The organism is Acinetobacter sp. Leaf130 (genome assembly GCF_001423205.1).
GTDB classification, from domain to species: Bacteria; Pseudomonadota; Gammaproteobacteria; order Pseudomonadales; family Moraxellaceae; genus Acinetobacter; species Acinetobacter calcoaceticus.
Genome location: NZ_LMOE01000005.1, coordinates 293269 through 310886 on the forward strand (window position 1 = coordinate 293269; position 17618 = coordinate 310886).

Genomic DNA, 17618 nt, shown 5'->3' on the forward strand with positions numbered 1-17618 from the left:
AACAAAGGGACTTTATAATAATGAAATTTAATAAGATAACTTTAGGTGTTATTGGTTGTACTTTAGGTGCATCCATATATTCCTATCATTTATTTGCTGGTAAGAGTTCTCAACTTGCTACTGATACAGTAGTTCAGCAAAAAACAGTACCTTCAGAAAAGAAAGATGGCAGAGTAGTGGTCAAAGATCTAAATAACGCTCAAGAATTATTTAGTACGTTATACATATCAGTTAGTGAAAATAATCTAAAAAATAACGAAGACTTAGCTAAATTTAATGAAGCAAAGAATAGTGAGTATAAGTCCATCTCATATCTGAAAGATGTCTTGACTGCATATAAATACAAAGGTGTTAAGTCATATAAAAATAATGGTGAAGATCGTTACTTAGTTGCTTTTACACATAAAGATGCAGAGTACGCTAATATGTTATCGGAAGGAACTGCTCTAGATCTATTCTTATTCAAAAAGTCAGGTGATGCCTATGAACTGATTGCAAGAACTTCAAGTGATGGCTTAGTCAATGGAAGTTCAGGAGCAGCAGGTATAGATGATATGACTTATGATCATATTATGAATAGTGAGCCGATAGATGTAGGTAGTCAGTTCAAAGGATTTTTGGTCAGTTTAATGTTTGGTGGTGGTCAAACTAATAATTCTGCTTATATTGTTGTTTTAGATGAGAATAATAAGAAAATATATGATATTGCAAATAATATGCGTTTTGCATCAAAAGGTTGGGGAGCAGAGGATAATTCAGAGTATGAATATGACTCTTTTTACTTCTTAGATAAAAGCAAAGAAAGCAATGGTGTTTATGATTTAGCAGTTCTCTATGAGGGAAATAATGATATACGGAAATCCTATAACGATGCTCCTAAGATAGCTCCTTATAATATCTATAAAACTTATAAATTTGATGGTAAAAGCTATAAATTAGAATCTGAGCAGCCTAATCCATATTCAGAAACTATAAATTTTGATGGTTACCAAAAGTATTTTTCAAAAATGAATTATGGTGGATACGCACCTGTTCCTTATGAATCTTTATTAGCATTTGTGGATAGACGTTATGGAGATTATTGGCTAAGTAAAGGAATTCGGGCTTATAAACCAGCTCAAAAAACAGAAGAGTTTTTTACATGGAAAGTAAAAGGGATAAAGGTTTATGGCTTGGATGTAATTGGTGTAGAGCGTGGGGTTTGTGATATTAGTGGAGAAGATCGATGTGGTTATGCTGGTGATACGATAGTTATTTTTGATGCTAGTGTTGATCAAGCAAGAAGAATACTAAAAGAAAAGACCTATGTAGATTACGCCTACTTAACCGCTGACCAAAAGGAAACCCGTCCTTATTTAGAACCAATTGTCTTTAATGGTGAAAAGAAAGCAGCATTATATTATCTTAATGAAAACCCATAAGGTGAATAAATTTTCATAATTTTGTGTATTCATTAGTGGGGATAATAAATTAATGAGCTGGATTCTTGGTGTTATAGGTTTTTTTATTGGTGGACCTTTAGGTTTCTTGATAGGGTTTGCACTTGGCTATCTTGCAAATCTGTTTTTTAGTGATGAAGAGAATAGAACTACTAATTCAAATTTTAATAAAGATAAGGCTGAACCATCATTAAAATTGGGAAAAAGCTTAATTGAGCAAATTTACCCATATATTGATATTGTTTGTCACTATGCCTTACTTCATGAGTCTACTTGGAGCCCAGACAAGGTAAACTTTGTTAAGAATATATTTATTGAAGCTTGTGAAAATGATAATGAAATAGTACTCCTGCGAGAGCGAATTAAATTAACTAATCGCCCCACTATCTCACTATCAATTAGAGACTTTCTTGCTCTTCAACCAAATGAACCTAGGAAGGCTGAAATCTATATCAATGTGATGATTTTGATATTTAATACTTGTAGAAATACAGAAGTTTTTAAAACAGAAGTTCTTCAATTTGGTTCAAATATAGATCTTGCACGTAACTATTGTATAGAAGAGCTTGAGAATTTTCTTAAGCATGCATCAGAACAAGAAAAAGAAACCCCTGTAGTAGAAGAATTTAATGAACGTGAACTAGCTGCAAAGGTTTTAGGTGTATCAATTCATGCTTCTAATGATGAAATTAAGAAAGCTCATCGTATAAAAATAAGAGATTTTCATTCTGATCGTAATGTTGGTGTCACTGATGCAGTAAGAGAAATTCTTGAGCAAAAGGCAGCAGAAATTAACCATGCCAGAGATGTCTTATTAAAACTTTAATAATTCTACGATTGGTCAAAAAGGAATAATAAGATGGCGCTTATAGAATGCTTTAAATGTGGGAATGAGATTTCAAGTGAAGTACTCAAGTGCCCATATTGTGGATTGCCACAGTATGGTAATTTTTCCAAAAATAAAATAAGCGAAGTTAAGCTACCAAGTTCAATAAATAATACTGATCAAAAGTATTCAGGTATAAAGGATAAAGAAGAGAATTTAAAGACAACGCCAAAGAAAAGTAATTTCTTTAATGATAATAAATATATGATAACTATCTGTATTGCAGTATTTATCGTTTTATTGGTTACAGTGCCTAAAATTTTGAATCATACTCCAGAAGAAGCACCAATAGCGGAATCATCTTACGATTCAAGTGAAGATACTACTACAGATACACTGGAAACAATAAGTCAAACAGAAGAGAGTAGTGAGCAAGTAAGCAATGAGACAAATGAAGGTACAACTAATGTCTTTGACAATAATAATATAGTTGTAGATGACAGGATTGCTAACTATGCTAGCCCTCAAGAAGCGTTACGTGATTGTCTAAAGCATCCAAGTAATTTTGAAGACAAAAGTAAAGTACAGAATCCATGTGAAGAGGGAACAGATTGCTCTTACGCATGGGAATATGAGCAAAGATGTGGATTCATATTAGATACTTATTACCCAAACTGCTTCTTTGATGTTAGTACCTCGGTGCAAGTAAGTTGCTTAGCAAGTGGTGAACGTGTTTCCCGTGATATTGACTATTGGGACCCAAATTTAAAATTTAAAGAAAAAACAACTTTGATGGATTTAAACAACTAAATTAAGCATGGACTTGGACTACCAATGTTGTATCTATAGGCAAGAATACTACTACTGGATACATCGTGAACTTTCACGGAAGGATGTGTTGGTAAGAAGTTATAAAAGTATCCTCAGCAAGGAAACTAATTATATTGAAGAGTCTTGGACATTGTGTGAATAAATAGTTTTCGTAGTTGAAAGTTCACCATTTATAAAATTTATTCTAAAAATTAAGTTTAAGTCCTCATTGGAAATAACCTTTTCTAGCACTTCCTTAAATATTTTTTTACTGACAATCATTTCTTGTTGATCATTATCAGCTAAAGAACCTACAATAAAATCTGGTATACGAATTAAAGAGTCATACCACATTCTACCTACTGGTTCTGGATACCCGAAACTGAGTATTACTTCAGAGTTCTTCTTGAAGGGAACTGTGAGCATACTAAATAGCATTTTAGAACGATAATTTATTAGGTTGAAGATCATTGGAGATATCCGTTCTTTTCCTTCTTGACCAAAAGTTGTAAGTATTTTATCTCTATCAGATAACCAACAAATATTTTCTATATCTGGAACATGTTTGAAAATTTGTAATTCTATTAATGAAACTATGCAAGATATCAAATCAATATCCACATGTAGAGGGAATTTAGATTTACCATTCAATTTACTTATGAAATAACGACATTGGGATTTAACTTTAGGATCATTGTAGTTTTGTTCGAGACATTCATATAAACAAGTGAAGTACTTTTTTGCTGATCCTATCATTTCTTCTCTATTTGATGGTAACTCTATGCTTATATTGAAAAATATAGATGAGCGTAGAAATTGAATAAAGTCAGGATGAATTATTTTAGTTTTTTTAATATCTTTACTTTGCAAGCTTCTGGTAGTCTTCATTAAGTGGTCGATAGCAAAATAGTTGGGAACTATTGTAAATGTTATAAAGTTTCCATTTTTATTTTGATCATCTAATGCATAATCACTAATAATTAACCACTTTTTTATATGGCTATGAGAGTTTAAGAATGATTTTAAGTTGTCATAAGACTCAAGAGCCTCTTTTAACATTTCGAAGTAAGGAGGGAAAATAACCTTATTTTTATAGTCAAAATCTTTTAGATTATCAGTTTCTAAAAATTGAAATTGCATATCTTTATATCCCTTGTTTTATTGTAAGTTATATAGATTCTTTTTCTTCAAGTCTTTTCTTAAATACATTTATACAAGATAAATAGTTTGTTTCAGTAAATTGAGTAATAGCTTTATCTTTTAAAGCCTTGGTTGAGTACAATTGAATTGAGTACGCATTTTCAACTACATCGAAAACTAAACGACTAACAATATCCTTGTATTGAGGATCTTCTATCTTATTTGCTGTTTCCATCAATTTATCTAGGGTCTCAGAAGGTTTGTAACCCATTTGACGATAAGTTTGAGCAGCAAAGGCTACACTTTCCATCAAGCCACAACTATCCTGAGCTAATTTGTAATCAACTTCGGAGTGAACTGAAATACCAGTACAAATTAAAACTAAAAATAAAGTTAATTTTTTCATAGTTAGTTATAACTCAGGTTACAGATAAAAAAAGCTCTTCACTTGGGGAAATGAAGAGCTATAAACTTTAAATACGTGTATAGTATATAAAGTAATCTATTTATTTTCAATATGATAGTATCAAAACTCACTCAAACTAAAAATAAGTTATATGTAAATAATAATATGGGTGTTAGAGAAGTATTGTTTTATTCTCTTCGATGAGAAGGGGGATATATTTTAAGGTACTATAAATGGTATATATTTTTTGAGTGTTATTGAACTTTCGTATAAATTTGAAACTTTCATTAACATGTTGAAAATAATGTTATTTTTTGCATAAGTTGATGTCTCTAATATGGTGTATTGGTAGTAATTTAGTGAATAATTTCACATCTTTGATAGATCTACATTTAGTAAGGTAATTGTAGGAAAAAAACTAATCAATAAAACTCTAGTAGCATTTGTAATTTATATGATTGTAAGTATCACTACTTGTGGAATTGCTTACTTATGGGGGAAATTACCAGTTTCTTATGAGATTGACTATTGGGATCTAAACTTAAAATTTTAAAATAAAACTACTCTTATAGATTTGAACAACTAGATTAAGCATGGATTTGGATTACCAGTGTGTATCTATAGGCAAGAATACTACTACTGGATACATCGTGAACTTTCATAGAAGGGTATGTTGGTAAAAGGAAGAATGAGATTGGCTTATCTAAATCAAGAGTTTTATTTTATTGTTGTTCTATTACCTATCATTCGATAAATATAAAAAATCATCTTTTAAATTTATCGGTTTTTCTATAGTACAAAATTTGAGAATATTTTTTAAATAGATTTAAATCATTATAAATCCAAGTATAATTATCTTATTACTTTAGAAGAAAATAGATCATATGGTAAATAATTTAACTGAAAGTAAGATCATGGAAGTTTTAAATTGGTCTTATGATAAAGCTGTGAATGGAGTTGTTGGTTTGGATTCAGCCTATGATTTGGCTAAAGATTATAAAAAAACAGATGATAGTTTATATAATCAAGTTAACTCCTTAATTCGTTGGCAGAATACTAAAGCAGGTACATCTGGGTTTATAACTGGACTTGGGGGTATCATTACTTTGCCAGTTGCTATTCCTGCAAATGTGGCTAGTGTAATGTATGTTCAGATTCGTATGATTGCAGCTATTGCTCATATGGGTGGGCATAATTTAAATGATGATAGAGTAAGATCTTTAGTATTTGTTTGCCTTACTGGTAATGCTGCAAAAGATATTTTAAAAGATGTTGGCATTGTAGTAGGAAAGAAGTTAGCCGAAAATGCTATCAAAAATATTAGTGGAAAAACTATTACAGCAATAAACAAAAAAGTAGGGTTTCGCTTATTAACTAAATTTGGTGAAAAAGGTGCTATCAATCTTGGTAAGACAATTCCTTTATTTGGGGGGATCGTAGGGGCAACGTTTGACTCTATAACAACTAATACTATTGGAAATATTGCTAGAGATACCTTTATCACTATTTAAAATTCTTAACGCTTCTCAATGATAGGAGGGTAGACTTCTACAAATCTACCCTTCATTTTAAGTTAGCTGTCGTATTTGATTATGTAGGTTAAGCACATTATTCAGTTTATTTAGCCAAAAATTTAATTGTTTATGGATAAGCGTTGCATTTATGTGGGATATACTGAAAAAAGTTGTTATATGGACATTTGAAAATTCAATTGAAAATACTCCAAGATCAACATTTCCTAAAAAGTCAGACAAAATAAAAGAAAGAAAATTACCTCGTTTATCTAATATACCTTTTGTATCAGGAGTAGCTCACAATATATTTTTAGATTATGTAACTCCTGAAATAGGAAGTGTAATTCATTGTGGATTAGCATTTAATATAGTTGATCATTCAGGAATTTATGTAGGAAGAAACAGAATAGTTCACTTAGATGGAAGTGGGCGAATAGAAAAAGTAAGTCCTAAGCAGTTTGTTGAACGTTTAGATGGGTTAAATTTAGCAGTATCAATTTACGTATCATGTAAAGACGGTAAACCTGTAGGGTCTAAATTAGCAGCTAAGCGAGCTAGAGAAAAAGTAGGTACAAGATTAAATTACAGTTTAAGTTCAAATAATTGTCACATTTTTACATCAGGATGTTTAACAGGTAACTTTGAAAACAAGGATAATTTCTTCAATCTTCTTACCGATACGACAGAAGATGAATTAGGATCAAATGGTTGGCGTGTATGGGATATAAAATAAAAAAAGCTCTTCACTTGGGGAAATGAAGAGCTATAAACTTTAAATACGTGTATAGTATATAAAGTAATCTATTGATTTTCAATACAGAACCATTTGTATCTTAAATGGGGGCTATTTAAAAAAATAGGGCTTGTCATTATGTTTCCTGATCTAATTTTCAATAATATCAAAACTCACTCAAACTAAAAAATAAGTTATATGTAAAGAATAATATTAGTGTTAAAAGAATATTATTTTATTCTCTTCAGTGAGAAGGGGAATATATTTTAAAATGCTATTAGTATTATGTTGTGTATGAGCATTACTGAACTTTCGTATAAATTTAAGATTTCCATTAAGGTATTGAAAATAATGTTAATTTAAAAATAAATTGCTATGTTTGATATGGTATGTCAGCAGTAATTCAGTGCATAATTGAACATCTTCGATATATCTACTTTTAGTAAATTAATTGTATGAAAAAAGAGCTAATTAATAAAATTTTAGTAGCATTTGTAGTTTGTATGATTGTAAGTATCACTACTTGTGGAATTGCTTACTTATGGGATAGAAGTAGTGTAAATGTTTCTTTTGTAAAAGATGTATTTTCAATAGTGATGAGTGTACTAGCTCCTTATGCAGCAGTTATACTATTTACTGATTGGAAAGAACAACATAATAAAACTACATATTCATTACAAGCAAAAGATGTAATTGTTAATCTAAATGAAGATATAAGGCTTTTAGCATTTGTGTGCGCATTAATGAGAAGGAGGGATGGTACTGAAAAATTAAGAGATGAGCTAATTCCTAAAATAAATCAACGTATGAAAGATTTTACAGATCACAATTCTCTCACTATCTCTAGCAGTCATCTATTGTTTGTAATAACTAGAGATAATGACTATCAAAAAGTTAAGGTAAAATATGATTTATTTATAATGAGAATAGTAGTAGGTATGCAAAATATAATTGAAAATCAGAATTCAACTGTAGGGGATCTTCTTGGTTATATCGATCAACATAGATCATATATTTTTAAATTAAATGAAGAATTAAGCGAAGCATCAAGAAGTTATCTTATCTATAAATAAATTGGCTTAATTCTTTATTCATTTAAATTATAGTTTATTTTATGTTTGTAGTAGCTACTTTAATAACTCCAAAACCCTTATGTCTTATGCCTTCTTTATCATCAACTTTGGCTAAATAACTGTATCTGTACATTGCATCTATGAATTGTTCTTCTGTTCTTAAGTAATGTACAGGGAAGTTCTTACCTTCTTGATAGGCAATTGTCCATCTAATTTCATTAGCTTGTCCGTTCTATTATTACTTCTTCTTTTCTCACTCCATCCAACATAGCACACTCATATATCATCTTATAAACAGTATAGTAGCTACGATGTACTTCAGCATTGTAAATGAACATACAATGTAAGTGATGGTTATCATTTTCTGATAGTTCAAAGCTATAGAGATGTACTAAACCTTCATCTTTAAACTTAGCTTTTAGACGGCGATTAAACTTCTCAATGCTAAAAGTATCTTTATCTGTAAGTCCTATAGCGATGTGCATTGCTCTAGGCTTTGATATGTTCTTTAAAGACCAAAGCATTGAAGAGTGTATGGTTTCTAATGAACTCTTTCTTAGTGAATAATGTGGATTTACTTCATAACCTTTGAATGTTGTGGTTTTTAATAGATATTTTGGATTAATCATTATAATTTCTCTTAATTATTAGTTTATTTTTGAGGTGGTGGTGTGTAGGGGGGGAGATGTAAGAGGTATATATATCTATATAATACACGTTATAGATGAACCACTATAGAAATCATATATAGCGGGGTTTTTATAGTGTTGAATGAGTTTTTACACTAACTGAGATATGGGTTATTTTCAGATAAAGATGTTGGAATGATAGAAGATGTGAAATCATAGGGAATTATTTTTATTAATAGTTAATATATATTAATGGTGTGGAGATGTCAAATTGATAGAATTTTTATGATCAAGTAAGAGTGGAAACGAATATACATATTGTAAGCACTATAAGCTTCATATAGCCATTTAGTAGTGTTTGATATATCATTAATGCCATTATTTTAAAGTTGCTCTAAAGTGAAATGAGCGCAATATAGAATATGTTATATTTTTAGATCAAAGCCCTAGTGTGATATAGCCTAAGTGTATGAGCATATAAACCACGGGCGATACCTGATATTTGCCCCCGTACCCCATATACTCCGTTTTGAGGGGGAGTTATTTGTGGTCGTGTATCCGCTTAAAGATTAAATCGTATTCAGGGGGAACTATTCTCCACGCCCTCTGTATCTTTCATTGTGTAACCAATGTTTACAGTCGGTTGGATACTATCATTCAGCGTTACTCTGTTTTTAAGTCACGCTAATTATATTTCTGTTGTTCGTAACGATAAATGATAGTTAAATAAGAAATACCGTAACTTTCATTCGTATAATTAGAATCAATTTAAGAGGTATTTATGACAAAGAAAATTCATGACACAGCTCTTTCTCTTCTTAATGGCAGTGTAAGGCATATTAGAACTATGATTGATCGGGGGAGTGATAGTAAATATATTCTAGATGATTTAAGAGAGCTTCAAGTCAAAGCTGATTTTGCTAGAGATTTAGCAATAATTTCTGATGATGAGCATCAAGAGTTTAAAGAACAGTGGTATCACTACCGAGAATTGTTGGAAATTATTAATGAGGGTTAAATAAAACCTCCTAATGAGAATAAAGCTATTAGGAGGTTAAGTCTTTAAGATGAAATAATATTTTTTATTAAATTTATTATTCTTTCTGTAGTAATTGATTAGTCAGATAATCAGCCCATATTTGTAGCATGGCTTTTCTGTTTTTTACATGCTTAGTACGATTATAGGATTCTCCATTAGCATCTCTAACTTTGTGTGCAAGCTGTCTTTCAATCCATACTGGTTCAATATCAAGTTCTTCTTCAAGTATCGTTCTAGCAGTAGCTCGAAAGCCGTGAGCAGTTTGCTCTCCTTTAAATCCAATACGCTTGAGTGCTTCATTAACAGTACTTTCACTAATATAGGGTTCTTCACCTCGATTACTTGCAAATATGTATTCTCGGTGTCCTGTAAGCGGATAGAGTTGTTCTAGTAGTTCAATGGCTTGCGTAGGTAAGGGGATAACTATCTTAGGTTTATCTGTATCTTGCTTTGTTGCCTTTTGCTTTAAGGGGTATATGTTTAATACTCCTTCCTTCTTATTATAATCTGACCATTTTATAGTTCTAATTTCTGTTGGACGTGAAAAGATAAATAAAGAGATTTTTACAGCGCATCGAGTCACAAATGTCATGCGAGTATCTGTGTCATCCCATACAGCCTTGATGAGATCTGAAAGAGCAGAAGGGTCTGTAATTGCTGCAAAGTTTCCACTTATCGGTTTAGGTAGTATCACGTCATGCGCTGGATTAATCAATATGAGCTTTTTCCGTCTAGCATATTCAAGTATCTGCTTAACTGAAATAAGAACCTTACGAGCCAGTTCAAGCGCACCACGCTCTACAATACGGTTAGTCACTTCATTTTCAATAATCTCATGTGAAATTTGAGATATGGGGAAATCTCCAATAAAGGGTAGAACATCTTTGTTTAAACGGCGTATGACCTCACTATCTTTTTTGCCTTCTTTTTCTCGTAATTCAAGCCAATCTTGAGTAATAATTTTAAAAGCATTGCTCATGCTTAATTTAGCTTGTTCTCTTTTAATATCACGTTCGTTAGCTGGGTCTTTGCCTTCAGCAAGTTGTAACTTTACTTCATCACGGCGTTTCCTTGCTTGTTCTAGAGCAATCGTTGGATAAACTCCTAGAGCAAGTGTATTACGCTTTTTAGTTATTGGATTGGTGTAGTCCATACGCCAGTACTTACTACCGTTTTTATTGATCTGTAAATACAAACCATCCCCATCGGTGTACTTGTTACTAATAGCCTCATCAAATTTTAAATTTTTTACTTTTAAGGCTGTTAGTCTATTTATTGCTCTGGACATAACTGTTTTCCCCTTAACGGTATCATAGCGGTATCAAGATATACCGTTAAATATACCGTTTAGAATGGTAGATTTGGGGGAAATATTGTGAACAGCTATAGACAACAAAAAACCCTTGAACTTAATGAATTCAAGGGTTTGTGTACTACTGTAGACTACAGTAGATTTGAATTTGGCGTCCCTACGGGGATTCGAACCCCGGTTACCGCCGTGAAAGGGCGATGTCCTAGGCCTCTAGACGATAGGGACTTATATGAGGCATACATCTGAAAAAATTACTGGCGTCCCTACGGGGATTCGAACCCCGGTTACCGCCGTGAAAGGGCGATGTCCTAGGCCTCTAGACGATAGGGACGTTTCAGAGGTGGGCGTATATTAGGTCGATTTAATAAAAGTGTCAAATAGTTTTCTGAATAAATATTAAAAAAAGCTATCAAGCGCTTAAAAATAACTCAAATTGTAGAAAATATATACATTTAGCCCTCTTTTTTCTGAAAAGGTTCAATAATTGCCTTTATCACGGAGGGATGTTGTAAATATCCTAAAATCTCATGTGGCTGGTTGGCGAAGGTAAAAATTTTCTGATTAATAATAGGCGGATCAAAGTTAAAAGGAGCCTCAGATAATGGAAATGCAGTCAGAAAGTCATCTTGAGAATAAAAATTAAACCATTCACCGTGAATACAGGGTGGTCTAGCAATTGGGCTCGGGAGCTTACTTTGAATGACGCGAAAAGATAAAGGGGACGCTAAAGTTATAAATCGTTTAACTGAAAATTGATAAGAAGGGTCTGAAAATAGCCGATAGGCAATAACTGAGCCGAGAGAGTGCGCAACGACAATATAATCATCATCTTCTCGCATTTTCTTTAAAATTCGCTCATTCACTTCTTGCATAAATTCAGGATTAGATAAGTACATATAAGTTTCAATCAGAAACTGCTGTATCAAACTCTCATGCAATTTTGGAAAGTTGTTTAAAAGAACAACCAATTCTTTGAGTACTCGATCCTTTACGAGTTGAGAGGTCAGATAGAGTCGTTCTGAAAAGCTCTTTTCAGCTTGATCCGTTGATGGCGACAATAAAGGAATAAATGGGGTGTGTTCTTTCGTTGGGGGATTATTCTCATGTAAATGAATAGGTAAATAATTATTTAAAAATGTTTTAGGTAACAAGGTTGTAAGATCTAATTGATTACTTAATTGATATTTATTCATCAAATCGCCATAAAATGGCATATGAATATGAAGATCGCGTACGTTAACTTTGCAAGGCATTTGCTTTAGACCGAGCTTAAATACTTTTAACCAATGCTCTTTTAAGCGGTGTGATGTGTAATTCTGTTGATTCATCCCGTGGATAAATATAATTTTCATTCTATACAAGGAATTGTTTTTAATATAAATTTTAATCTACAACGGTATGTTATATAAAACCAGTGTGTAGACAAAAAAAAGTGTAGCTTTTTGCTACACTTTCATTGAATAAGAGTGGTTTAGACTTTATTGCGGTAAAAAATAAAATAGCTGACATAACATAAAGCTGTAAAAATGAGGCAGCCCACAAAACCAGCACGCATTTCAGGGTCTGCTGCCATACTTAAACAAGTAATAAAGCAGAAAATAAAACCTAAAATTGGAACGATAGGGAATAATGGAGCGGCGTATTGTAAGTCTTTAACAGTATGGCCAGATTTGTACCATTGGCGGCGGAAATTGAATTGACTTAAACAAATGCTCATCCAGACAATAACCATAGTAAATGCTGCAACGCCAAGCAGATTTTTAAAAATAGTCTCTGGGGCAAATTGCTCTGATAACAAGCCTGGAATTGCTCCAAACATTGTGACAACTAGGGCAACAATAGGTGTTCCACTTTTTGAGAGTGTAGCAAATACGCTAGGTAATAATTTTTGTTCCGACAGTGACCACATCATACGTGAAGCGGCATAAAGGCCTGAGTTTGCTGCCGAAAGTAGGGCGGTAATAATTACAAACCTAATAATGTCATCCGCATATGGAATGCCAATATAATTAAATACAGTAACGAAAGGACTACTACTTACGCTTTCACCGCCTAAACCTGCAAGTTGGAAGGGAAGCAAAGCGCTAATAACAATAATTGTCCCTACAAAGAAAATAAGAAGACGCCAAATCGCCGCATTAATTGCTTTGGGTACATTTTGAGCCGGATCTTTGGTTTCACCTGCTGCTACGCCAATTAATTCGGTTCCTGAGAAAGCAAAGTTAACAATTAGCATGGTGGTAAAAATAGGAATTAAGCCATGCGGGAACCAGCCTTGAGCTGTAAGATTGCTAAATAGCGGTGCAGTTTGGCTACCATGAAAAGGAATTAAACCAAAAATTGCTAATAGGCCGAGCACAATAAAAGCAATCACGGTAATCACTTTAACAAGAGCTAGCCAAAACTCAGACTCAGCAAAAATGCGAGTTGAACTAATATTTAAACCAAAAATAGTGATTGCAAAAACAATTGTCCAGATCCACATTGAAATATGTGGGAACCATTCCTGCATGAGTAATGCCGCAGCTGTGAATTCAGTTCCAAGCGTTGCAGTCCAGGTCAACCAGTACATCCAAGAAATCATATAGCCTGTACTCGGGCTGATATATTTTTTGGCATAGGCACCAAAAGAGCCTGAAACAGGCATATGTACAGCAAGTTCTCCTAGGCAGAGCATGACCATATAAGCGATCGCGCCACCAAGAATATAGGCAATAATTGCGCCAATAGCTCCAGTTTGTGAAATGACTTCCCCTGAACCTAAAAATAAACCAGTTCCGATTGCCCCGCCTAGTGATAGCATAACAAGATGGCGAGTACTCATGGCTCTTTTTAAAGGTGCAGTACTGTTCTGATGCTGATGAGCATCTAGTTGATTGTCAGATGGCTGCATATTACACATTGAGAGAATTAAGAAAGACGCTATTTTAGATAAAATAGACAAATGTGCAATCTAGAAAGAGATAAAGAATAAACAGTAAGGTGACGATAGAGTCTTTTAATAATTTTTAAAGCAGAATATGGCGTCCCTACGGGGATTCGAACCCCGGTTACCGCCGTGAAAGGGCGATGTCCTAGGCCTCTAGACGATAGGGACTTGATGAGGCAAACACAAAGGAGCGTGGTGGAGTCAAGCGGGATCGAACCGCTGACCTCTACAATGCCATTGTAGCGCTCTACCAACTGAGCTATGACCCCAGTTTGTGTGAGCGCAATATTAGGTTGAATGCGCTCACACGTCAACTAAAAAATGAATTAAACTTCGCTAGTTGCTTCATTTTTCGGCAATTTTAAGCTCTCATTGAGTTTTTCCCAATTTTTAACTTCTTTCTTGCTTGGTCCACCCACAATTTCTAAAGCGCGACGTAAACGAGCGAAAGTTAAATCAGGTCCAAGAGTGACCATTGACTGCATTACAGGTGTTGAGCTGGTTGAACCCGCAATTGCGATAAAGAACGCTGGCATGAAATCGCGTAATTTAATGTCCATCTGGTTCGCAAGATCCATTAGGGTTTGGCTAACAGTGTCATTGTTCCATGTAAATTGGCCTTCAAGACGCCATATTGCAAATTGAAGACTTTGACGAACCTGTTCTTGAGTCAATTTTTTACTTTCAAACATTTCAGCGGTAATTTGTGGCATATGGTTAAAATAGAAACCAGCCCAATTTACAGCTTCTGAAAGCAAATTAATACGCGGTTGAATGGCAGCAGCGATATCTTCTAAAGTGCTACGATCACTCTTCCAAGTTAATAAACGGTCCAACAGTTGGCCAGGGGTTAAACCTTTGATCCATTGACCGTTAAGCCAGTTCAATTTTTCAACATCAAAAATTGGTCCGCCGAGTGATACACGTTGAATATCAAAGTTATCCATCATGTCTTGTAGCGTGAACACTTCTTTTTCGTCCGGCATTGACCAACCCATACGGCCTAAATAGTTTAACAAGGCTTCTGGTAATACACCGATATCGCGGTAGTAGTTAATTGATGTCGGGTTTTTACGTTTAGATAATTTTGATTTATCTGGATTGCGTAACAATGGCATGTGGCAAAGTGTTGGCATTTCCCAACCAAAATATTGGTAAAGCAACTGATGCTTCGGTGCAGATGGAAGCCATTCTTCACCACGCAATACATGAGTGATTTCCATTAAATGGTCATCAACGACATTGGCCAAATGATAAGTTGGTAATCCATCATTTTTAAGAAGAACTTGCATATCGACTTGCGCCCAAGGAATTTCAACTTCCCCGCGTAATAAGTCATTAAATTTACAAATACCTTCTTCAGGTACTTTCATACGGATGACATGTGGTTCGCCCGCTTCCAAGCGACGAGTCACTTCTTCTTGAGAAAGTTTTAACCCACGACCGTCATATTTTGGTGTTTCACCACGTGCTTGTTGTTCTGCACGCATCTGGTCTAGTTCTTCAGCTGTAGCAAAACAATAAAAAGCATGACCTTTTTCAACAAGTTCTAATGCGTATTGCTTATAAATTCCCATACGTTCAGATTGACGATACGGTGCATGAGGGCCCCCCACATCTGGACCTTCCGACCAATTTAGACCTAACCAACGCAATGAATCCAAAATCATTTTTTCAGATTCTGGTGTAGAGCGAAGTTGGTCTGTATCTTCAATCCTTAAAATAAATTCTCCGCCATGTTGTTTCGCAAAACACATGTTAAATAAGGCGATGTAGGCGGTGCCGACATGAGGAAAACCAGTAGGGGAAGGTGCAATACGAGTACGAACTTTCATAGGTAATGGGTCAAAATAAAAATTGAAACTATTATAACGAAAAAGCCCAGTATTCTGACGTTTTATTTAACATCAGACTGGGCTAAAACTGAAACGAAGAGGGGATGTTTCAGATTTTAAGAAGCATGCGGCTGAAAGATTGCCTGAACAAAACGTGAAAAACGTTCATGCTGAGCAGCGAGAAAATTTTGAGTCGGTGTAACGCGAATAGTATTGAGTACTTTAAGCTCATCATCTGTAGAAGGTAATACAATAGGATTGCGTTTCTGTTGATCTAAAGCTTTTTCAATAAGCGAAGTCTGCTTATCTGACCCAGTTTTGTTTGGAGTATCTTTAAGTACTGCTGCTGCAGAAAACTGTGATGCCAAACCCAGCACCAAACTTAAGCTTAACGCTTTTCCATAATGAATTTTCATTATTAATCATCCCCTCTGTTCATTACATTTCATCTATTTTTTGAGTTTAACGAAATGTAAAATTACGGTAATGCTACGATTTAAACATAAATCTTAATAAAAAAGTGGAACTGTGTCACACTTTTTACAAAAATTATCTATATTTTAATCTGGTCGACCTAAATGTAGGCCATATGTATCCTTTGCGCTTCATTATTTAACAAATTAATGTGTAGATAAAGTGAAGGCCCTCATTAAGTTGTAAGAATAATTACAAAAATTTTCAAAAATGAAATAACTTAGACATCTTAATCTATATATTTTAAAGAGATTAATAAAAAATATATTAATATAAGTAATTGATTGTAAATTATAAAATTAAAAATATAGTAAAACTAAAACCAATGATGGATTTTGTAAATGAAAAAAATATCAATAATGGCTGTAGCTGTGTATTTGGGAATGGCGGTAACAGCAGCTCAAGCCGCTACCTCTTTTTTAAACGTTTCTTATGATCCGACCCGAGAGTTTTATCAAGAATATAATCAGGCTTTTGGTAAGTTCTGGAAACAACGCACAGGGCAGGATGTTGAATTTAAACAGTCACATGGTGGATCTGGTAAACAAGCTCGGGCGGTGGCTACGGGTTTAGAAGCTGATGTTGTAACGTTAGCGTTAGCTAATGATATTGATGAGATTGTGAAAGCAGGCTTTATCCAGCCGAATTGGCAAAAAGAATTTCCGAATAATTCTGCGCCTTATACTTCTACTGTTGTATTTCTAGTACGAAAAGGCAATCCTAAAAATATACGTGACTGGAATGATCTAACAAAACCAGGTGTTGAAATTATCACCCCTAACCCTAAAACAGGTGGCGCACCTCGTTGGATTTATTTGTCTGCGTGGGGTTATGCCTTAAAACAACCGGGTGGTAATGATGCTAAAGCTCGTGAGTTAGTTAAAAAGCTTTATCACAATGTAAAAGTACTTGATTCAGGAGCACGCGGTTCGCTAACAACATTTGCCGAACGTGGCATTGGTGATGTTTTATTATCTTGGGAAAACGAAGCTTTATTGGCAACGAAAGGACCTGATAAAGATAAATATGAAATCGTTTACCCATCAATTTCAATTTTGGCAGAGCCATCAGTCGCAATTGTAGATAAAACCGTTGATAAAGATGGGAACCGCACTTTAGCAAAAGGTTATTTGAACTTTTTATATTCACCGTTAGGGCAAGAGCTGGCTGCTAAACATTATTTCCGACCACGTAATGCTCAAGTGGCAGCAAAATATGCAGCACAATTCCCAAAAATTAAATTATTTACCATTAACGATGTGTTCGGTGGTTGGGCTAAAGCTCAGAAAACTCACTTTGCTAATGGAGCTGTCTTTGATCAAATTTATGATGGGAAGCAGTAAATAAAATTACCTAAAAAACAGTAGTTCAAAAAGAAAATTTAAAAGATAAATATTCATAAAGAAAGCAAGCAAACTTAAAAAGGTTAGCTTGCTTTCTTTTTTTGCTTAAAAAATGC

16 protein-coding genes and 4 tRNA genes are annotated in these 17618 nt (G+C 33.9%); 8 read left to right on the forward strand and 12 right to left on the reverse strand.

Features of this window, described 5'->3' with window-relative positions; genetic code table 11:
• The first annotated feature begins 20 nt into the window (after window positions 1-20).
• From ASF86_RS11935 to ASF86_RS11945, 3 genes are read left to right on the forward strand one after another with little or no spacing between them, the layout of a single operon-like run.
• Window positions 21-1421: a hypothetical protein gene (locus ASF86_RS11935; RefSeq protein ID WP_056482385.1), complete on the forward strand. Its 1401-nt coding sequence runs from the start codon at window positions 21-23 to the stop codon at window positions 1419-1421.
• A 52-nt stretch (window positions 1422-1473) separates the two neighbouring features.
• Window positions 1474-2265: a hypothetical protein gene (locus ASF86_RS11940; protein WP_056482388.1), complete on the forward strand. Its 792-nt coding sequence runs from the start codon at window positions 1474-1476 to the stop codon at window positions 2263-2265.
• 33 nt (window positions 2266-2298) lie between these two features.
• Window positions 2299-3075 (forward strand): hypothetical protein, encoded by a 777-nt coding sequence (locus ASF86_RS11945; protein ID WP_056482391.1) that lies wholly within the window; start codon window positions 2299-2301, stop codon window positions 3073-3075.
• A gap of 129 nt (window positions 3076-3204) precedes the next feature.
• Here ASF86_RS11945 and ASF86_RS11950 read toward each other — a convergent pair whose 3' ends face one another.
• A complete protein-coding gene (locus ASF86_RS11950; RefSeq protein ID WP_056482396.1) occupies window positions 3205-4215 on the reverse strand; it encodes a hypothetical protein in 1011 nt (336 codons plus the stop codon).
• A gap of 28 nt (window positions 4216-4243) precedes the next feature.
• On the reverse strand, window positions 4244-4621 hold the full coding sequence (locus ASF86_RS11955) for a hypothetical protein (RefSeq protein ID WP_056482398.1): 378 nt from the start codon (window positions 4619-4621) through the stop codon (window positions 4244-4246).
• A gap of 875 nt (window positions 4622-5496) precedes the next feature.
• Between ASF86_RS11955 and ASF86_RS11960 the strand changes: the two genes are divergently transcribed.
• From ASF86_RS11960 to ASF86_RS11970, 3 genes are all read left to right on the forward strand, one after another.
• Window positions 5497-6132: an EcsC family protein gene (locus tag ASF86_RS11960; RefSeq protein ID WP_413772532.1), complete on the forward strand. Its 636-nt coding sequence runs from the start codon at window positions 5497-5499 to the stop codon at window positions 6130-6132.
• Between the two features lie 151 nt (window positions 6133-6283).
• Window positions 6284-6868, forward strand: a complete 585-nt coding sequence (locus ASF86_RS11965; protein WP_081407686.1) for a lecithin retinol acyltransferase family protein — start codon at window positions 6284-6286, stop codon at window positions 6866-6868.
• Between the two features lie 455 nt (window positions 6869-7323).
• Window positions 7324-7941: a hypothetical protein gene (locus ASF86_RS11970; protein WP_056482404.1), complete on the forward strand. Its 618-nt coding sequence runs from the start codon at window positions 7324-7326 to the stop codon at window positions 7939-7941.
• Window positions 7942-8159: 218 nt separating this feature from the next.
• Here the strand turns inward: ASF86_RS11970 and ASF86_RS11975 are convergent, their stop codons facing one another.
• A complete protein-coding gene (locus tag ASF86_RS11975) occupies window positions 8160-8570 on the reverse strand; it encodes a hypothetical protein (protein WP_056482407.1) in 411 nt (136 codons plus the stop codon).
• Between the two features lie 781 nt (window positions 8571-9351).
• On the opposite strand from ASF86_RS11975, the gene ASF86_RS11980 reads away from it, so the two are divergent.
• Complete coding sequence (locus ASF86_RS11980; RefSeq protein ID WP_056482410.1) at window positions 9352-9588, forward strand: hypothetical protein; 237 nt, start codon at window positions 9352-9354, stop codon at window positions 9586-9588.
• A gap of 76 nt (window positions 9589-9664) precedes the next feature.
• On the opposite strand, the gene ASF86_RS11985 is transcribed toward ASF86_RS11980, so the two are convergent.
• The 9 genes from ASF86_RS11985 to ASF86_RS12025 all read right to left on the reverse strand — a co-directional run bounded on the left by ASF86_RS11985 (window position 9665) and on the right by ASF86_RS12025 (window position 16101).
• Entirely contained in the window at window positions 9665-10897 is a 1233-nt protein-coding gene (locus tag ASF86_RS11985; protein WP_056482413.1) for a tyrosine-type recombinase/integrase, read from the reverse strand.
• Between the two features lie 173 nt (window positions 10898-11070).
• Window positions 11071-11146 (reverse strand) — tRNA-Glu (locus tag ASF86_RS11990).
• A 30-nt stretch (window positions 11147-11176) separates the two neighbouring features.
• Window positions 11177-11252: transfer RNA gene (locus ASF86_RS11995), tRNA-Glu, on the reverse strand.
• A 121-nt stretch (window positions 11253-11373) separates the two neighbouring features.
• Entirely contained in the window at window positions 11374-12273 is a 900-nt protein-coding gene (locus ASF86_RS12000) for a hypothetical protein (RefSeq protein WP_005038243.1), read from the reverse strand.
• 119 nt (window positions 12274-12392) lie between these two features.
• Entirely contained in the window at window positions 12393-13814 is a 1422-nt protein-coding gene (locus ASF86_RS12005) for an amino acid permease (RefSeq protein WP_004789844.1), read from the reverse strand.
• Window positions 13815-13942: 128 nt separating this feature from the next.
• Window positions 13943-14018, reverse strand: a tRNA-Glu gene (locus ASF86_RS12010).
• 25 nt (window positions 14019-14043) lie between these two features.
• Window positions 14044-14119, reverse strand: a tRNA-Ala gene (locus ASF86_RS12015).
• 57 nt (window positions 14120-14176) lie between these two features.
• The gene (gltX, locus tag ASF86_RS12020; protein WP_056482415.1) at window positions 14177-15685 is read right to left on the reverse strand and encodes a glutamate--tRNA ligase; all 1509 of its coding nucleotides are present in this window, start codon (window positions 15683-15685) and stop codon (window positions 14177-14179) included.
• A gap of 116 nt (window positions 15686-15801) precedes the next feature.
• The gene (locus tag ASF86_RS12025; protein WP_005038248.1) at window positions 15802-16101 is read right to left on the reverse strand and encodes a hypothetical protein; all 300 of its coding nucleotides are present in this window, start codon (window positions 16099-16101) and stop codon (window positions 15802-15804) included.
• 399 nt (window positions 16102-16500) lie between these two features.
• Here ASF86_RS12025 and ASF86_RS12030 point away from each other — a divergent pair, with 399 nt between their 5' ends.
• Window positions 16501-17502 carry a sulfate ABC transporter substrate-binding protein gene (locus ASF86_RS12030; RefSeq protein WP_056482418.1) on the forward strand — a complete coding sequence of 334 codons (1002 nt, stop codon included), beginning with the start codon at window positions 16501-16503 and terminating at the stop codon, window positions 17500-17502.
• Window positions 17503-17618: the final 116 nt, after the last annotated feature.